Genomic DNA, 16,986 nt, shown 5'->3' with positions numbered 1-16,986 from the left:
GTGTGCATGCTCTGTCTGCACCGCTCACGCCCTCGTCCCCCCACTCGGAGGTCCGAAGTGTCCGGCAGAAACGTGTACCGCCGCAGTCGTGCCCTCGTGGCATCCGCCGCAGCCTTCGCCGCAGCCGCGGTCGGGCTCTGGACCGGGTTCGGGGGCTCGTCCCCCGCGCAGGCCGCGGCCGCGGCCGCGGTCCCGTCCCCTGACCACGTCGTCGTCGTGGTCTTCGAGAACCACGCCTACAGCCAGGTGATCAACTCCTCCAGCGCCCCGTACATCAACTCGCTCAGGACCGGCGGCGCCAACCTCTCCCAGTCGTACGCCGAGACCCACCCGAGCCAGCCCAACTACTTCGCCCTGTTCAGCGGCTCCACGCAGGGCGTCACCGACGACAGCTGCTACACGCCCGGCTTCTCCTCCGCCCCGAACCTCGCCTCGGAGCTGCTCGCCGCGGGCAAGACCTGGGCCAGCTACAACGAGACGCTGCCCAGCCAGGGCTCGACGACGTGCAGCAGCGGCACCTACGCGCGCAAGCACAACCCGTGGTTCGGGTTCAGCAACGTACCGACGTCGAGCGCGAAGACGTTCACGCAGTTCCCGACGGACTACACGACGCTCCCGCAGGTCTCCTTCGTCGTCCCCAACCTGTGCAGCGACATGCACGACTGCTCGGTGGCGACCGGTGACACCTGGCTGAAGAACAAGCTGGGTGCCTACGCGAGCTGGGCCAAGACGCACAACAGCCTGCTCGTCGTCACCTTCGACGAGGACAACCGGCTCAGCGGCAACCGCATCCCGACGGTCCTGTACGGCCAGCAGGTGACGGCGGGTTCGTCCTCGTCGGCCACGTACAACCACTACGACCTGCTGCGCACCCTGGAGGACATGCACGGCCTGCCGCACGCGGGCAACGCGGCCTCCGGCAAGGACATCACCGGCGTCTGGACGTCCTGAGATGTACGTGGCGGACAGCCGCGCCGGTACACCGGATTCTCCGGCTCCGGAGTCTGCGCCGGCGTCCGCGGAAGGCGCCGCCCGGCCCCGTGCCGGGCGGCGCCGCGCCGCGGTCGCGCCCACGGTGCTCGCGCTCGGCACGGTCAGCCTGATCACCGACGTCTCCTCCGAGATGGTCACGGCGGTGCTGCCGCTGTACCTGGTGACGGGCCTTGGCCTGTCCCCGCTGGGCTTCGGGCTGCTCGACGGGATCTACAACGGTTTCTCGGCGCTGGTCCGGCTGGCCGGGGGCCATCTGGCCGACCGGGGCGGGGGCCGCCACAAGTGGGTGGCGGGGGCCGGGTACGCCCTGTCGGCGGCCTGCAAGCCCCTGCTGCTCCTGGCCCACACGCTCACCCCCATCGGCCTGATCCTGGCCGCCGACCGCACCGGCAAGGGCCTGCGCACCGCCCCGCGCGACGCGCTGATCTCACTGTCCAGCACGTCACAGACGCGCGGACGGGCGTTCGGCGTGCACCGGGCGATGGACACGGCGGGCGCGCTGTTCGGCCCGCTCGTGGCCTTCCTGATCCTGCGGGCCACGGTCGACGGCTACGACGCGGTGTTCACGGTCAGTTTCTGCGTGGCCGTGTCCGGTGTGCTGGTGCTGGTGCTGTTCGTGCCGGGCGGATCCACCCGGCCGCCCGCGACCACGGACACTCCCGGCCCCACTCCCCGCCCCACCCTCCGCGCCGCCCTCGCCCTCCTCCGCCGTCCCGCGCTCCGCCGCCTGGCCGTCTGCGCGCTGCTGCTCGGGCTCGCCACGGTCAGCGACTCCTTCGTCTATCTCCTGCTCCAGCGGCGCCTCGGCGTACCGGACCGCTGGTTCGCGCTGCTGCCCCTCGGCACGGCGGCCGCGTTCCTCCTGCTGGCCGTCCCGCTCGGCCGGCTCGCGGACCGGGTCGGCCGGTGGCGGGTGTTCCTGGCGGGCCACGGCGCCCTGCTGCTCACGTACGGGCTGCTGCTGTCGTCCTGGCACGGGACGGCGCTCCCGTACGCCGTCCTGGTCCTGCACGGCGGCTTCTACGCGGCGACGGACGGCGTGCTCATGGCCGCGGCCTCGGACAGCGTGCCGGACGAGCTGCGGTCGTCCGGCCTGGCGCTGGTCCAGACGGGGCAGGCGCTGGCCCGGTTCGTCTGCTCGATCGGCTTCGGCGCGGCGTGGACGGCGTGGGGCGACCGTACGGCGCTCACCGCGTCGGCGATGGCGCTCGCCGTCTGCGCGCTGTTCTCGCTCGGTCTCCGCCCACCCCGCCCACCTCGTTCAGAAGGCCTGGCATGACCCTTCGTACGCGCATCCTGGTCCTGATCTCGGCCCTCGTCGTCCTGGCGGGCGTGGCCACGGCCTCCGTCCTGCACGCCTCGGCCCGCGCCGACCAACGCGACCGGGCCCAGCCGGGCGGCCCGAGGATCACGGCGGGCACGGTCGCGCTGACCGGCGACAGCGGCCGCCTGATCTTCCGGAACATGGCGTGGGGCCCGCACCGCGACGAGCTGACGACGGTCCAGGCGTCGGACCCGGCGGGCCCGCGCACGGCGTCGACGGTCAAGTGCCTGCGCTTCCACGCGGCTTCGGGCACGGGGGTGTGCCTCCGGGCGGTGCACGGCACGGTCCAGGACACGTACCGGGCCGTCGTCCTCGACGCGCACCTTCACGAGACGGCTCACTACGACGTACCGGGCATCCCGTCCCGCGCCCGCGTCTCGCCCAGCGGCCGTTTCGCCGCCTGGACGGCCTTCGTCGGCGGCGACTCGTACGCGGGTACGAACTTCTCGACGCGGGCGGCGATCGTGGACACGCGCACGGGGAAACTCACCCCGTCCCTGGAGGCGTACCGCATCGTCAAGGACGGCCGGACGTACCGCGCGGCGGACGTGAACTTCTGGGGCGTGACGTTCGCGGCGGACGACCGCGCGTTCTACGCGACGCTGGCGACACGGGGCAGGACCTACCTGGTCCGAGGCGACCTCCACACCCGCACGGTCACCACCCTCCACACGAACGTCGAATGCCCGTCCCTCTCCCCCGACGGCACGCACATCGCGTACAAGAAGCGCGTGAAGGGCCTCCCGAAGGACGCCCCTTGGCACCTGTACGTCCTCGACCTGCGCACGATGCGGGAGACGGCACTCGCCGAGCCCCGCAGCGTCGACGACCAGGCGGTCTGGCGCGACGACCAGACGGTGGTCTACGCCCTCCCGGGCGACTACGGAGCGGACCTCTACTCGCTCCCGTCCGACGGCACGGACACCCCACGCCGTCTGCTGACGGCGGGGGTGTCGCCCGTGTACCTCGACTGAGCCCCCTGGTCCCCCTGCCCCCCTGGGTCCACGGCAGGCGGGGCGCGGCTCAGGAGACGTGCCCCAGGTCCAGCTCCGCCCAGGTCGTCTTGCAAGGGGCGGGCCCGTCGTCGACGCCCCACCGGTCGGCGTACGCCTCTACGAGGATCAGTCCGCGGCCCGACTCGGCGTCAGGGGCGTACGTCAGCTCGAACGGCTGTTGGAGGTCGGGCAGTTCAGGAACGTCGAGATCCAGGTGATGCCCAGCGATCACGACGATCACGCGGGTCTGACGGGCGGATTCCGCGTCTTCAAGCTCCGGAGCGGCACCTCCCTGGGGTACACGGAGGTACTGCACATCACCCGCCTGATCTCCGAGCCGAGAGAGGTGCAGTTCTTGGAGATGCAGTATGGAAGCATCCGAGCGCAGGCTCTCACGCCACGGGAGTCACTGGCCTTCATCGAGAAAGTGCTGGGAGAGACATGAGCGTTGAGTCCGTTCCCGGGGGCGGCACGCAGCTGGAGTGGTTCAAGAGCAGCTACAGCAGCGGCGAGCCGGGATCCGACTGCGTGGAGGTCGCCACCGCCCCCGACACCGTCCACATACGGGACTCGAAGAACAAGGAGGGGGCGCAGCTCGCGTTCCCGAAGGGCCCGTGGGCCGACTTCGTGGCGCACACCGCCAAGGGCTGACCCCTGCTCGGACCGCATGCGACGCGTGTCGGTTCTCATCCGATCGAGGTATCCGCTCGGGCCGCAGTGCAGGCGTGGCTCATATCCGGTGGACTACGCTGTGCGGCTATGAATACCGGGACGGCCTTGCGCCACACACGGATCGGTGACCCGGTGCTCTTCTGAGCGCCGTACGGGCCGGTTTGGGCCCGCTGTTCGATCGAGGCTCTTGCGCCGCTGCGCGGGCTCCGCCTCCGTCGTGTTGATCACAGGCTCTGCACCTCAACCACGACAGGAGTATGCATGCCCACCAAGACGTTGCGGATTCCCACCACGGACGGCCAGGCCGACGCCTTCGCCGCCTTCCCCGACCACAGCGAGCGGTACCCAGGGGTGCTGATGTACGCGGACGGCTTCGGCATCCGGCCCGTGCTGCGGGAGATGGCCCTCGAACTGGCCGGGCACGGCTACTACGTGCTCGTCCCCAACTCCTTCTACCGGCACGGCCCGGCACCGCTGGTCGAGCTTCCCGAGTACATCGGAGAAGGGATCCGGCCCGCGGTCTTCGCCCAGCTGATGCCCCTGATCGAGGCGCACACCGCCGAACGTGTCCTGAGCGACGCCGACGCCTACCTCAGGTTCCTCACCACCCAACCCGAGGTCGGCGCCGGACCGGTCGCGGTGACCGGCTACTGCATAGGCGGCCTCTACGCGATGCGCACCGCCGCGGCCCACCCCGACCAGGTGGCGGCCGTCGCCGCGTTCCACGGCCCGGTGGGTGTCGATGGGGCCAATCTCTTCTCCAAGCTCACCGCCCAGGTCCACCTCGGCCACGCCGAAGGCGACATGACGCCTGAGGCCCTCGGCGAGCTCAACCAGGCCCTGGATGCGGCAGGTGTCGGCTACACCTCCGAGATCTACCCCGGCACCATCCACGGCTTCACCATGTCCGACACCGACGCCTATAGCGCCTTCGGGCTGAAGCGCCACTGGGATCGCCTGCTCCCCCTTCTGGACCGCACCCTGGCCAACAGCTGAGGCTCCAGCCCGGAAACCAAGCCTGAAACGGCCGCGATCAGCAGACGGCATGGCGGGCCACACCGATGTCTCCATGGCCGTGGCCCGCCTCTATCGCGAACGAGGCTTCCGTAAAAAGCCAGGTCACTTGAGAACCCCGAGCCTCCGCGGTCGCAAACGACCTGGCATCCCAGCTCGTCAACGGCCCACCATGTGACAGTCGCAGTCCGGCAGGACACTCAAGCGGGTGATCACGCCTTCCAACTGTGGTGGTGGGCTGTGGTTAGGGGCGTTCACCTGCGTTCATGGGCGGCTCGACCATGGGCCGGGCCTCGATCTCGGTCCAGCCCACGGCTGTGAACGGGGCCCGATGAGACGGAAATTGAGACGGACGGCGGAGCCGGACTCGCTAGCATCCTCCGTGTCGAGGAGGAGCCATGACACTGGTGCGCAAGGGAGCACGACGCATCGTCGTAGACGGCACCGCTTACCGTTGGCGGCTGCGACGCAGGCCGACCTACTTCCAGGCATTGTCCTGGACACCGTGCACATTCGCGGTTGAGCATGCGGACACCCCCGGGACGACACTCGTGGTCTCCACCGACCGGCCGCATCCGAGCAATTGGGTCGGACGTGAGGCCAAGCCTGTGCTGCCGTCCGGCGTTGCCCAGGCCATCCAGCTTGCCCTTCACAAGGGTTGGACTCCGACGGCTCCGGGCTCCCCGTTCCACCTCGACCAGTCCGTCGGCTTCACCCGCTCGCCCTGAGCGGAGCAGTGAGCACCGCATCAGGAGTTCGATCGGGTGGCCTGCCTGGAGCCCTGGCGCTCATGCCGGTCCAGCGTTCACGGTCGCTCAAGACCGTGCGAGCGTGGCGTCCTGGCCGACGCCCGGGACTCAGCCGGCCTTCTCCTGGCGGGCCTCGACGCCCTGCTGACGCGCTACGCGGATGCGCTGCGAGAGCACGGGATTCCGCGGCCGCACTGAGCGAACGGGCCGTCCTCCGGCTCGCCGTGGGAGTGCGGCTCAATGGTCGTCGCGGATGGGGCGGCTGCTGTGGTGCTGCACTTCGCCGCTGTGCTGCCGCCTGCGGCCACTCGGTTCAGCACAGGAGTTGAACGTGTTCAGAAATGGTGTCAGCATGGCGGGGCCGTGATCGGTGAGCGGCTGAATCGCAGTCGCCTTTGGTGCTGCTTCTTTTGGGGAGGGAAGGGCCGTGCCGACCCACTCGTCCGGCCTCGCCAGGTACTGGCATACGGCGTTCGTCGCCTGCCTGCTCGCGCTCGCACTCGCGCTCACGGGATGCAATCCCCATATGTATGACGAAGTGCCCGCACTGCATGACGTGAAGCGGGCGGAAGTATCGGGGTCATGGATCGGCTACGACCGGACGAACGTTGTCTTCCGGCCTGACGGGAAGGCCGACATCCGTCTCTTGGACGGACAGGAATGGGACTTCGACGACAGGTGGCGCCTGTCAGGCACGGGAACCTGGAAGCTGACCGACAAGCGGACCGGATGGAACGACGGCCAGCATGTCCAACTGACCCTCACCTCACGCACCGCGGTCGCGACTCGTGCGCCGGAGCCGAACGAGCCGCTCGACCCGTCGGCCGACCGCCCCGAGACACCCAAGACCTACACCTGGACATTCGAGTTGCGGCGCGACGACAAGGAAGCGCTGAAGCTCTACTTCTTCTTCGGCGACCCTGACTCGCGCAGCACATACATCCTGCAGACAGACGCGCCATAGTCCATGTTGGCGGACCGGTCGCGCAGGCCGTCGGCTTCGTGTCCGCATCAGGCCTCTGCCGAGGTGGAGGCGGCGGTGTGTGAGCCAGGTGTGTGAGCCAGGTGCGCGGGCTTTCCGGTGAGGTGCGGTTCGAGAGGGCCGCCCGTGCGGCGGTCGCAAGTCCCTGACCAGCCTTAGGGATATCCCCATGTTTCACGACAGCCGAGCGGCGAACGGTTAACTCTCAAGTAACGTCCCCGGGCAATCCGCTCCACCGGCCTCCCCCCCCACCTCATCGGAGACCACCCCCATGTCCGCTGCGACAAACGCATTCGGCTCCGGTCTGCCGGACGCCCGATGTAGCACCCCCGCTCCTACCGTCCTGATGGACGACCAGGCCCTCGGGGACTTTCTCGACGCGGCCATCGGCGAGTATCAACTCATCACCGCCGAGGCCCCGTTGCCATGTTTCGCTCTCCTTCTCGGCAACGCGGAGGCGACGACGTACCACGTACAGCGCATCGCCTTCGGCCGTAACGCGCGTACCAGTGACCCAGCGGCTCGACGGGAGTTCCGCGAGACGATCGTGCCGAAGTTCGGGCCGGCCTACGAGAACGAGCACCGTGGCTGGTGGATGGACTCCCGCGACCTCCTCCGGGCGTCCCGCGAGGCCGACGCTCTGGGCATGGACCTGCTCGGCTCCATCCACATGCACCCGGACTGGCACCGCCTGGGCCCGCCGTCGGAACGGGGACAGACGCTCAGCGAGCGTCCGACTCCCATGGACCGCCATCTCTTCGGCCGGACCGAATGGCCCCTCAACATCATCTGCTACCTGGAGCGTCGGGGCGGAGTCTTCTACCACGCCCTGGCGGCCTGGGCCCCGCCTCCCCGGCGTTCGTCCGAGGGCACCGAGTGCCTCGAGGTCGCACTCCGGATCCGTACCAGTTCACTGACAAGGGCGTGAGATCGATGCACCAGCCGGAAGAAACGAACGCCCCCGCCCAGCAAGACACCCAGCAAGCCACCCAGGACGACGCGCGGGCGATACGCGCCCTGTGGGCCGAGATGGCCCGTGGCTGGGCGGCCGGTGACGCCGCGCTCTTCGCCGCGAGCTTCGCGGAAGACTGCGACTTCACGACCGTACGAGGCGACAAGCCGTCCGGCCGGACCGGCATCGAGGCCGGACACGACGCCCTCTTCCACGGGCCGTACGCCGGAACCGTCCTCGACGCTCGCGTCGTGGCCGTCCGATTCCTCCGCCCCGACCTGGCCACGGTCGAGGCGGAGTCGACCATCACCGCGCCGGACGGCGAGCCGCTGGCCACCACGCACGCGTTGGCCGTCGTGGAACGGACGGCGGAGCGGCGCTGGTCGATCAGGGCGTTTCACAACATGCTCCCCGCGCCCCGTCCGGCACAGCAGGCCCCCGGCCCGAGGGAGTCCACCGCGCACGAACCCGCCGTGAACGAACCCGCCGCGCACGAACCCACCGCGAACGAACCCGCCGCGAACGAACCCGCCGCCCGCCCGAAACTCCGCCACCTGGCCATCGTGGCCCGCGATCCGGAGAAGCTGGCCGAGTTCTACTCCTCGGTCTTCGCGATGGAACTCTTCCACCGCGATCCGGACGGCAGTTGCTTCCTCTCCGACGGCTATCTGTCCCTCGCCCTGATCAAACATCGGCTCGACGGTGACACCCCGGTCGGCTTCAACCACTTCGGTTTCCACATCGAGGACACGGCGGCCACCTCCGAGGCGCTGGTGGCGGCCGGTACTCCGAAGCCGGCCGAACGCTTCACCAACCGCCCCTTCGCCGAGTACCGGGCCATGGATCCGGAGGGCAACTGGTTCGACCTCTCGGAACACGGCTTCGGCGGCCCACGCCCACCGTCCGACTCCACCGGGTCCTGACCTTCGACCAGACGCTCCGCAAGGCCGCGCGGCGACGCACCAGCTGGGGCAGGGGCCCGAGGCGGAGGCGCCGCGCGTGCCGTGCGGCACGCCGGGTGAACTCACCGGGTGAGCTCTCCGGCGTGCCGCACGGCGACGGCGGTCGTCCTGCCGCAGACCTCTCCCCTACGTTCTGACCTGCAAGTTTCAACGCTCTACAGCTCTCCCCACAGGGCTGAAACCCGGTTGAAGCCATTCTGAACCGCCCCACCCGCAAGCTCTGCGGCATGACGACGACGAACCACGAACCCGCGATCGCGGCCACCGGGCTGCGGAAGTCCTACGGGGACAAGACCGTCCTCGACGGCATAGACATCCAGGTGCCCGCCGGCACGATCTTCTCCCTCCTCGGGCCGAACGGGGCGGGCAAGACCACGGTGGTCAACATCCTCTCGACGCTGATCTCCGCCGACGGCGGACAGGCGCGGATCGCCGGACACGACCTCGCCGCCGAGGCCCAGGCCGTTCGGTCCGCCATCGGTGTCACCGGTCAGTTCTCCGCGGTGGACGGCCTGATCACCGGCGAGGAGAACATGCTCCTGATGGCCGACCTGCACCACCTCTCCCGCGCCGAGGGCCGACGGGTGACCGCCGCACTGCTGGAGCGCTTCGACCTGGTCGAGGCCGCGAAGAAGCCCGCGTCCACCTACTCCGGCGGGATGAAGCGCCGCCTCGACATCGCCATGACCCTGGTCGGCAGCCCGCGGATCATCTTCCTCGACGAACCGACCACCGGCCTCGACCCGCGCTCCCGCCACACCATGTGGCAGATCATCCGCGAGCTGGTCTCCGGCGGTACCACCGTCTTCCTCACCACCCAATACCTGGACGAGGCCGACCAGCTCGCCGACCGCATCGCGGTGCTCAACGGCGGCAAGCTCGTCGCCGAGGGCAGTGCCGAGGAACTCAAGCGGCTCGTCCCCGGCGGCCACGTACGGCTGCGGTTCTCCGACCCGGTGGCGTACGAGCGGGCGGCGACCGCACTGCGCGAGACCAACCGCGACGACGAGGCGCTCACCCTGCAGATCCCCAGCGACGGAAGCCAGCGCGAGCTGCGCGCCATCCTCGACTGGCTGGACGCCGCCGGCATCGAGGCCGACGAGCTGTCCGTGCACACCCCGGACCTGGACGACGTGTTCTTCGCCCTGACCGGCAGCCCCGTCCCCGCCGACACCAACGCCGGCAAAGACACCGACAACGACAACGCCAAGGAGACCGTCCGATGAGCACCGCGTCCTACGCCTTCCGCGACAACCTCACCATGCTCCGGCGCAACCTCCTGCACGCCCGCCGCTACCCCTCCCTCACCCTGAACCTCCTGCTCACCCCGGTCATCCTGCTGCTGCTGTTCGTGTACGTCTTCGGCAACGTGATGAGCGCCGGCATCAACGGCGGCCACGCGAACCGCGCCGACTACGTCGACTACCTCGTCCCCGGCATTCTTCTGCTGACCGTGGCCATGACCTCGCTCGGCACCGCGGTAGCCGTGTGCACCGACATGACCGAGGGCATCATGGCCCGGTTCCGCACCATGGCGATCTCCCGCGCCTCCGTGCTGATCGGCCACGTGATCGGCAGCGTGCTCCAGACGCTGATGGCTCTGGTGCTGGTCCTGGGCATCGGACTGGCCATCGGCTTCCGGCCCGACGCGTCACCGGTGGAGTGGATCGCGGCGGCCGCTCTGATGGCTCTGACCAGCCTCGCGATGACCTGGCTCGCGGTCGGCATCGGTCTGGTCAGCCCCAACCCCGAGGGGGCCAGCAACATCGGGACGCCGCTGGTGATGCTGCCGTTCCTGTCCAGCGCGTTCGTGCCGGTGGACGCCATGCCGGGCTGGTTCCGCTGGTTCGCCGAGTACCAGCCGTTCTCGCCCCTCATCGAGACCCTGCGCGGGCTGCTGCTGGGCAGCGGGATCGGCACCAGGAACGCGGTGCTGGCCGTCGCCTGGTGCCTGGGGCTGTCGCTGCTGGGCTACCTGTGGTCCAAGGCGCGGTTCAACCGCGAGCCGCGGCACTGAGCTCGTGCAGCGCGGCCGCCCGCAGTTCCTCCCGCTTCAGGGTGGCGTACGTCGACCTCGCGTCGTCGTAGGCCGCCCTGTCGGCGTTCTCGGCAGCCTGCCGGGACCTGGCCGAGGACAAGGTGGGGAACTCCCGCACCGCCGGCATCCGCTCCGCCAGCGCCACCAGCCGTACGGCCGCCGGATCGCCCCCCGCCAGCCCGGCGAAGCCGAGCGCCAGCAACACCGTGCCGTACACCGGCAGTTCCGCCGGGGAACCGTCGCCCGAAGAGCGGGACAGCATCCCGAGCAGCCGTTCCCGCAGCCGCTCGGCCAGCCCGGCCACCGGCTCCAGCCGGCCGCGCTGCGCGTGCGCCGCGAGCGCGGCCGACTGGATCTCCAGTGACCACGGATCCACGAACGGATCGTCGGCGTGCAGCAGGCTGCCCTCCCGTATCCGCTCCACCGCCTGGCGCCACAGCCCCAGCCCGACCTCGGTCAGCCCGCGGGCCAGTGCGATCTCCGCGCGGGCCGGCAGATCGGTGCTGAAGGACTCGGCGGACTCCGGCTGCTGCTCCAGGGCCGCGAGTCCCAGCCAGTACTCCGCTTCGTCGACCTCCCCGCGCTGGAGACAGGCCAGCACCAGCCCCCAGCGGACGCCGATCGTGTCCGACCAGTCGCCGACCTCGTCGAGCGCGCTCAGCGCGGCCCGCAGATGGTCGTACGCCTCCGCGCCATGCCCGGACTTCAGGCACAACTCGCTGATCCGCCCATGACTGATCAGCCGCATGGCCGGATTCTCGAGCGACCCCAGGGTGTCAAGCATCCGGCGGGCGCACTCCAGCGCGCGCTCCGTCTCGTGCTCGGTCTCCCACACGTAACTGGCGACGCCTGCCGCCATGCCCGCCAGCATGGGCGCGTCGGCGTCGCAGAGTTCCCGCAGCCGCGTGTACTGCGGCGGGTGCATCTCCGGGAAGGCGCACAGCACGATGGCCAGCGCCCGCGCCAGCGTGTCCGGCGGGGCGGGCGGCAGCCGGCGGAGCGTGACGAGATGGCGTACTGCGTGGGGGCCGCGGCCCATGAAGAGGCAGGCCGTGCACACCGTCGCCGCGCTGCGCGCCGTCTCGACGTCCTCGGCGTTCTCGGGACCGGGACGGAAATGGGACAGCGGCCCGCCGGTCTCCTCGGCGAGGACGGCGAGCCGGGCGTAGTTGGAGCCGGTGGACCAGAGCGAGCCCAGCGCTGCGGTGAGAGCCGCGGTGGTGGGCCCGTCGGCGCGGGCCAGCGCGTACCGCAGGGCCAGGACGAGGTTGTCCTGCTCGGCCCGGATGCGGATCCACGGGCGCCGCGGACCGCCGCTGAACAGCACGTCGTGGTGCGCCCGCCCGAAGTCCCGGGCCCAGAGCAGGAACCGGGCGGTCACCGCCTCCTCCTCGCCGGCCTCCGCGCGCCGGGCGGCACTGAACTCCCGCAGCGTCTCCAGCATGTGGAAGCGCAGCCCGGAAGGGGTGTCCCCGACCTTGATCAGGGACTGCCCCGCCAGCTGCTCCAGCAGCGTCAGCGCGTCCGCACTCTCGCCAAGCGCGTACTGCGCGGCGTCCTCGGTGAACCCGCCGGGGAACACCGACAACGCGCGCATCGCGGCCCGGCCGTCGGCCTCCAGGAGATTCCAGCTCCACTCGACCACCGCCTGCAGCGTGCGATGCCGTTCGGGCGCGTCGCGGGCGCCGCCGCGCAGCAGCGAGAAGCGGTCCCGGAGCCGGCGCGAGATGTCGGCCACGGAGAGCACCCGTACCCGGGCCGCGGCGAGTTCGACGGCCAGCGGCAGCCCGTCCAGATGGCGGCAGATCTCGGCCACCTGGTCGGCGGGCAGTTCCACGCCGGGTCTGGCGGCCCGCGCCCGCTGCGTGAACAGCTCGACCGAGGTCGCCGGCGAAAGCTCCGGCAGGGCGTACACCGACTCCGAGGTCAGCCCCAGCGGGGCCCGGCTGGTGGCCAGGACCCGCAGCTCCTTCGACCGCGACACCAGGGCCTGTACGAGGTCCGCCGCACCGGGGATCACCTGCTCGCAGTTGTCCAGCACCAGCAGCGCGGGCCCGGCGCCCAGCGCGGCGACTATGCCGCCCACCGCGTCCCCGCCGAACCGGCCCTCCCCGGCACCGACCGCCGAGGCGACCTCACCGGCCACGTCGTCATCGGCGAGGACACCGGCCAGGGTGACGAAATGCACCACGGGCTGCGCGGCCGCCCGGCTCACCGCGTGGGAGAGCCGGGTCTTGCCCAGCCCGCCGGGACCGACGACCGTGACCACCCGCGCCTCGCGCAGCAGCCCGCTCACGGCGGCGACGTCGGCGTCCCGCCCCAGCAGCGGATTCGGCTCGTGCGGCACACCGTGCCGGACCGTCGGCACGTCCGCCCGCAGCAACTCCTGGTACACGGACCGCAGGCCGGGCCCCGGATCGGTCCCCAGCTCGTCCCGCAGCCTGCGGCGGTAGGCGTCGTACCGGGTCAGCGCCGCCGCCCGCCCGGCGGTCGCGGCCTCACACCGCAGCAGCTCCGCCAGCAGCTCCTCGTCCCGCGGCAGCTCCCGGGCCAGCCCGGCCAGCGGCGCCGCCGCCTCCTCCCGCCGCCCCACCCGGGCGAGCGCGAGTGCCCGGAAGCGGACCAGCGCACGATGCGCCCGGACCCGGTCGGCGCGCAGCGCCACCACCGGATCGTGCAGATCCTCGCCCGCACCGGCACCCACGCTCGCGTCCCAGAGCGCCAAGCCGGCCTCGGCCTGCGCCAGGACGCCTTCGTGATCCCCGGCCCGCGCCCGCTCGGCACTCGCCGCCTCGTACAGCAGCAGCGCGGAACTGTCGACCTGTGCCTCGTCCAGCGCCAGCCGGTACCCCGTCGGTGTGCTCACGATCAGCTCGGCGCCCAGCTGCGCCCTGAGCCGTGACACCAGGACCTGCACCGCCTTGCCCGGCCGCTCCGGCAGCTCGTCCGGCCACAGCCCCTCCACCAGTCGGCCGGTGCCGCAGCCGGTGCGCAGATCCCCGGCGAGCAACGCCAACAGCCCGCGCAGCCGGGGCGCGGTGATCTCCCGCCCGTGATAGGCGACTTGGGACAGCAGGGCCAACTCGGTGGTCATGCCCGAAGATTAACCAGCAGAACACCGAACGCACCCGCGGGACCGTTCCTAAAGACTGAGTGGGAGTGAGTCCTGTTGCCAGGACTCGTGCTCAGCCGAATGCCCCGAACGGTGTTGGGCGTTCTGGTCCCCCGCGTTCGCTCCGCGTCCGGGCCCGACGGATCGTGTCCGTGGTCCGGGAATGCGGGGGCGGGTTCCCTCACGCCAGGGGATGCCCGGTCTGGCCTGGACGGTCCGATGCCCCGCACGATCGCTCTGGTCGTGCGGGGGCGGTGCCGTCCGTCGCCGGATCGGATATCCCTGGGCGCGCCTTCCGATCGCCACGGCTGCCGCGTCGTGGCGAGTGGTCTTTCTGATCTTTGAGGTGAGGGGCTTTTGCCAGTGCTGGGCGCCCCAGCGGCTGGTGTAGGCCGGGTCCACGGCGATGATCGCGATGCCGGTGTGGTCGGCCATGGAGGTCAGGCGGGCGCGGAGCCTGCCGGTGGGCATGCCGGAGATGAGCTGCCTGAACCGGCGCTTGCGGCCGTGTCTCTCGCGCGTCTTGTCCGCGGTGAAGTCCAGGTCCTCGACGGCGATCGCCGTGACGCCGCAGGCCCTGGCCCAGTGCAACAGCCCGGTGAGAGCGTGCCGGACCTGCGCGTCGCGGTGGCCAGCCGGTCCGGACAGGTCGAAGGGGAAGCGGCGCGGGTCTCCTACGGGGTTGCCGTGGACGTCGAGGCGCCAGGCGGCGAGATGGTCGGCGTTCATGTCGACACCGATTACGCCCTGGGTGAGCGCGGCCTCGATCGGGACGGTCTGGGTGCGCGGGATCTGCCAGGAGGCGGTCAGGTACCAGCGCCCGCGGGCCGTGTCGTAGTGGATGCGGTAGGCGATGGCCCGGTTGGCCTCTACCCGGTCGGCCCACTCCTGCCCTCGGTGCGGGAAGTGCACCTGGCAGGCGAGGACGTACCGGCCGTGCGGGGCATTGGCCAGCTCCTTGAGCGGGGCCGGGAGCTTGATGCTCACCTCACCCTCGGGGCTGACGCGGACGGTCTCGTTGCCGTACCGCTTCCCGGACTCACCGTCGGCCTTCAAAAACCAGCGCTCGGCCTCCCACCGCTGCCGCCACCCGGTCTCGGTGAGCTGTGCGGCGGCCAGGTGGTGCCGGGTGCGGGCCAGGTGCTTGCCGCCCCGTACGACGTGCACGACCCCGGCATCGCGGTCCGTGCGAGCCTGCTCCAGCCGGTCTTCAAGGACGTGCAGGCGGCGGGCCTTGGCGTGCCACTCCTGCCTGCTGTGGTAGCCGCCCGGCGCCCGCCTGCCGCCCTTCTCCCGCAGAGGCAGGCACAGCCGGTGCCTGATCGTGCTGATACCGGCTTCCAGGCTCTGGATATGGGCGAGCTGGCAGCGGCGGGACAGGGCCCACTGGTCGTGGCTGGCCTTGGTGATGGCTCCCGCCCAGCGTGAGGAGGACAGGGGCGTCATTTCCCGCTTGCGCGCCGCCCACGCCTCACCGTCGTGCGCCAGAGCGTCCGCGCAGCGCGCCTTCAGATCACGGGAGGCCAGCGTGCCCAGATGTGCGCCCACCAGCCGCAACACCTCCTCATCAGCAGGCGCGAGCTGCTTGAGCCGGGTACGGACCGCCACCCCCGAAGGACCGGACGCGACAAACGGCACTGCCAGCTTCCGCAGCCCACCCACCCCGCCACCCCCGTACAGCCCTTGAAAACCCGGTCATCACACCCAACGAGCAACACAACAAAAGGTCACACATTCGACAGGCGAACTCCCCTTCCCGTCCGGGAACAGCAGCACCCAGCCCCGCCCGGGAACATCAACGCTCACTCATACACGCCAGAACACGCTCGTACACAGTCAAACGCCAGCAGTTCCAAACCCCGCCCAGCCGACCGCGTCCGGAATCCCCACCGCGCCAAACGAACCCTGTCGCCCTACGGAGCAGCGCGGCATCGACGTGTCCGAAGAAGCCCGCGCGCGGATCACCGAGTGCGGCGCCCCGGAGCTCCTACGCCACTGGTCGCGACGACTCTTGTCATATCTGCCGGCTTGCTCCCGGATCACGGCATAGCAGCGCCCGGCTCAGCGGGGATCGTGGGTTCGTTCCGGCACTCCAGGGCGTCGGCCATCGCCCGTGCCGAGTGCAAGAGGTACTTCATGTGGTCGCGGGCCGATGTACCGCTAGTGAGGGTGTCGGTCATGACGCCCGCCAGGGGAGTCTCGGTCTCCTGCCGCGAAGACGTGCCGGGAATCTTGCACTTGACGTAGATGCCGTACCGGACGACTCCCCTGGAGTCCTCCACCTGGTGCAGTTTCACGTCCGAATTGACCGGAGTGTTGGTCCCTTCCTCGGCGCCCTTCGTCTGGAAGTCGAAAGGAAGAGACGAGGGCCCGAATTCCACCTTCAGCTCTTTCTTCTTGCCTGCGTCGAAAGCAGTGATGGTGCACAGTTCGGACGACCAGTGGGATCCGTCCGAGCCCCCGGACTCCATCTGCTTGTAGTGCTGCGCCCTCGCGTCCTTCAAGTCGACGCCGCCCCTGTCCAGCTCACCACCGCCGGCCACGTCCGCATGGCTCTCGACCCACTCGATTCCCGAATCTCCCAGGGCTTCCTCGCAACCGTCCGCCGCCGAAGTCGACGCGTCACCCTCCGTGGAGCAGGACGTCGCCGTCAAGAACAGCGCTGCCACAGCCAAGGAGCTGGCGGAAACTCTCATCATCAGAATCCTCGAACGTCCTTGGTGTCGCTACGCGTGCGACCCTTGTTGTAAGCCTCTTCCGCCTCGTCCGACAAATCCCAGATCTCATCGTCGGACATGCCGTTCGTCTGCGCGTAATTCAGCAGCGGAATCATGGCATTGTGCTGGCCCATGTCTCTGGCCTTGTCGATTCCCTTGAGTGCCTCGTCCGTATTGTCGAACTCGTTCTCCTTCAGCCAGTCGAGCGTCTGGTTCGACATATGGGTCCATGTCGAGTCCGTCGTTGAACAGGTCGACAGAGGCGTCGAAGATGCTGGGACGGGCGTAGTCGCCGTCGACCCTCAGCTGTTCTCGCAGGTCGTACGCCATATTTCCCAGCTTGCCCAGTTCATCGTCGTGGACGACCAGGTCACCGTCACTGCTTGCACCGCCCCTTCCGCCGCCCCCTTAATCAGCAAGCTGATTAAGTTGCATCCTCGCGGACCGCTTCTCGGCAGCCTCGGCCTTGAGCTGTT

Annotated in this window: 14 protein-coding genes and 3 pseudogenes; 12 read left to right on the top strand and 5 right to left on the bottom strand. The window is 70.0% G+C overall.

All coding sequences use genetic code 11. The features are described from left to right. Positions 1-57 precede the first annotated feature (57 nt). From GTY58_RS31110 to GTY58_RS31100, 3 genes are read left to right on the top strand one after another with little or no spacing between them, the layout of a single operon-like run. The gene (locus GTY58_RS31110; protein WP_010987373.1) at positions 58-951 is read left to right on the top strand and encodes an alkaline phosphatase family protein; all 894 of its coding nucleotides are present in this window, start codon (positions 58-60) and stop codon (positions 949-951) included. A 1-nt stretch (position 952) separates the two neighbouring features. Next, on the top strand, positions 953-2,272 hold the full coding sequence (locus GTY58_RS31105) for an MFS transporter (protein WP_010987372.1): 1,320 nt from the start codon (positions 953-955) through the stop codon (positions 2,270-2,272). Next, positions 2,269-3,291 (top strand): hypothetical protein, encoded by a 1,023-nt coding sequence (locus tag GTY58_RS31100; RefSeq protein ID WP_010987371.1) that lies wholly within the window; start codon positions 2,269-2,271, stop codon positions 3,289-3,291. The genes GTY58_RS31105 and GTY58_RS31100 overlap by 4 nt, the downstream gene beginning before the upstream one ends. Before the next feature lie 49 nt (positions 3,292-3,340). On the opposite strand, the pseudogene GTY58_RS41025 reads toward GTY58_RS31100, so the two are convergent. Then, positions 3,341-3,466, bottom strand: a pseudogene (locus GTY58_RS41025) (ATP-binding protein); the annotation flags it as partial. On the opposite strand from GTY58_RS41025, the pseudogene GTY58_RS31095 reads away from it, so the two are divergent. From GTY58_RS31095 to GTY58_RS31055, 9 genes and pseudogenes are all read left to right on the top strand, one after another. Further along, positions 3,440-3,757: pseudogene (locus tag GTY58_RS31095) on the top strand (Scr1 family TA system antitoxin-like transcriptional regulator); the annotation flags it as partial. The pseudogenes GTY58_RS41025 and GTY58_RS31095 sit on opposite strands and share 27 nt — an antisense overlap. Further along, a complete protein-coding gene (locus tag GTY58_RS31090) occupies positions 3,754-3,963 on the top strand; it encodes a DUF397 domain-containing protein (protein ID WP_010987368.1) in 210 nt (69 codons plus the stop codon). The pseudogene GTY58_RS31095 and the gene GTY58_RS31090, both read left to right, overlap by 4 nt. Positions 3,964-4,245: 282 nt before the next feature. Beyond that, positions 4,246-4,980: a dienelactone hydrolase family protein gene (locus GTY58_RS31085; RefSeq protein WP_010987367.1), complete on the top strand. Its 735-nt coding sequence runs from the start codon at positions 4,246-4,248 to the stop codon at positions 4,978-4,980. A 416-nt stretch (positions 4,981-5,396) separates the two neighbouring features. Further along, the gene (locus GTY58_RS31080; protein WP_078234550.1) at positions 5,397-5,726 is read left to right on the top strand and encodes a hypothetical protein; all 330 of its coding nucleotides are present in this window, start codon (positions 5,397-5,399) and stop codon (positions 5,724-5,726) included. 448 nt (positions 5,727-6,174) lie between these two features. Then, positions 6,175-6,711: a hypothetical protein gene (locus tag GTY58_RS31075; RefSeq protein WP_010987366.1), complete on the top strand. Its 537-nt coding sequence runs from the start codon at positions 6,175-6,177 to the stop codon at positions 6,709-6,711. Positions 6,712-7,000: 289 nt separating this feature from the next. After that, positions 7,001-7,657, top strand: coding sequence for a hypothetical protein (locus GTY58_RS31070; protein WP_010987365.1), 657 nt, complete (start codon positions 7,001-7,003; stop codon positions 7,655-7,657). Positions 7,658-7,662: 5 nt separating this feature from the next. After that, positions 7,663-8,604: an SgcJ/EcaC family oxidoreductase gene (locus GTY58_RS31065; RefSeq protein WP_010987364.1), complete on the top strand. Its 942-nt coding sequence runs from the start codon at positions 7,663-7,665 to the stop codon at positions 8,602-8,604. 266 nt (positions 8,605-8,870) lie between these two features. Next, complete coding sequence (locus GTY58_RS31060; protein WP_010987363.1) at positions 8,871-9,869, top strand: daunorubicin resistance protein DrrA family ABC transporter ATP-binding protein; 999 nt, start codon at positions 8,871-8,873, stop codon at positions 9,867-9,869. Continuing rightward, the gene (locus GTY58_RS31055; protein ID WP_010987362.1) at positions 9,866-10,660 is read left to right on the top strand and encodes an ABC transporter permease; all 795 of its coding nucleotides are present in this window, start codon (positions 9,866-9,868) and stop codon (positions 10,658-10,660) included. The genes GTY58_RS31060 and GTY58_RS31055 overlap by 4 nt, the downstream gene beginning before the upstream one ends. Here the strand turns inward: GTY58_RS31055 and GTY58_RS31050 are convergent. From GTY58_RS31050 to GTY58_RS31035, 4 genes and pseudogenes are all read right to left on the bottom strand, one after another. Then, on the bottom strand, positions 10,638-13,775 hold the full coding sequence (locus tag GTY58_RS31050) for a BTAD domain-containing putative transcriptional regulator (RefSeq protein WP_010987361.1): 3,138 nt from the start codon (positions 13,773-13,775) through the stop codon (positions 10,638-10,640). The genes GTY58_RS31055 and GTY58_RS31050 overlap by 23 nt on opposite strands. Before the next feature lie 48 nt (positions 13,776-13,823). Next, positions 13,824-15,455 (bottom strand): annotated as a pseudogene (locus GTY58_RS31045) (IS200/IS605 family accessory protein TnpB-related protein). Positions 15,456-15,832: 377 nt separating this feature from the next. Then, positions 15,833-16,492, bottom strand: a complete 660-nt coding sequence (locus GTY58_RS31040; RefSeq protein ID WP_010987359.1) for a hypothetical protein — start codon at positions 16,490-16,492, stop codon at positions 15,833-15,835. Continuing rightward, the gene (locus GTY58_RS31035; RefSeq protein ID WP_010987358.1) at positions 16,492-16,731 is read right to left on the bottom strand and encodes a hypothetical protein; all 240 of its coding nucleotides are present in this window, start codon (positions 16,729-16,731) and stop codon (positions 16,492-16,494) included. The genes GTY58_RS31040 and GTY58_RS31035 overlap by 1 nt, the downstream gene beginning before the upstream one ends. Positions 16,732-16,986 lie beyond the last annotated feature (255 nt).

Origin of the sequence: Streptomyces sp. SID5469, from assembly GCF_009862865.1 — a bacterium.
In the GTDB taxonomy this organism is placed as follows: Bacteria; Actinomycetota; Actinomycetes; order Streptomycetales; family Streptomycetaceae; genus Streptomyces; species Streptomyces avermitilis.
The sequence above is the reverse complement of the archived record's forward strand: the minus strand, read 5'-3'. Positions and strand labels throughout refer to the sequence as shown.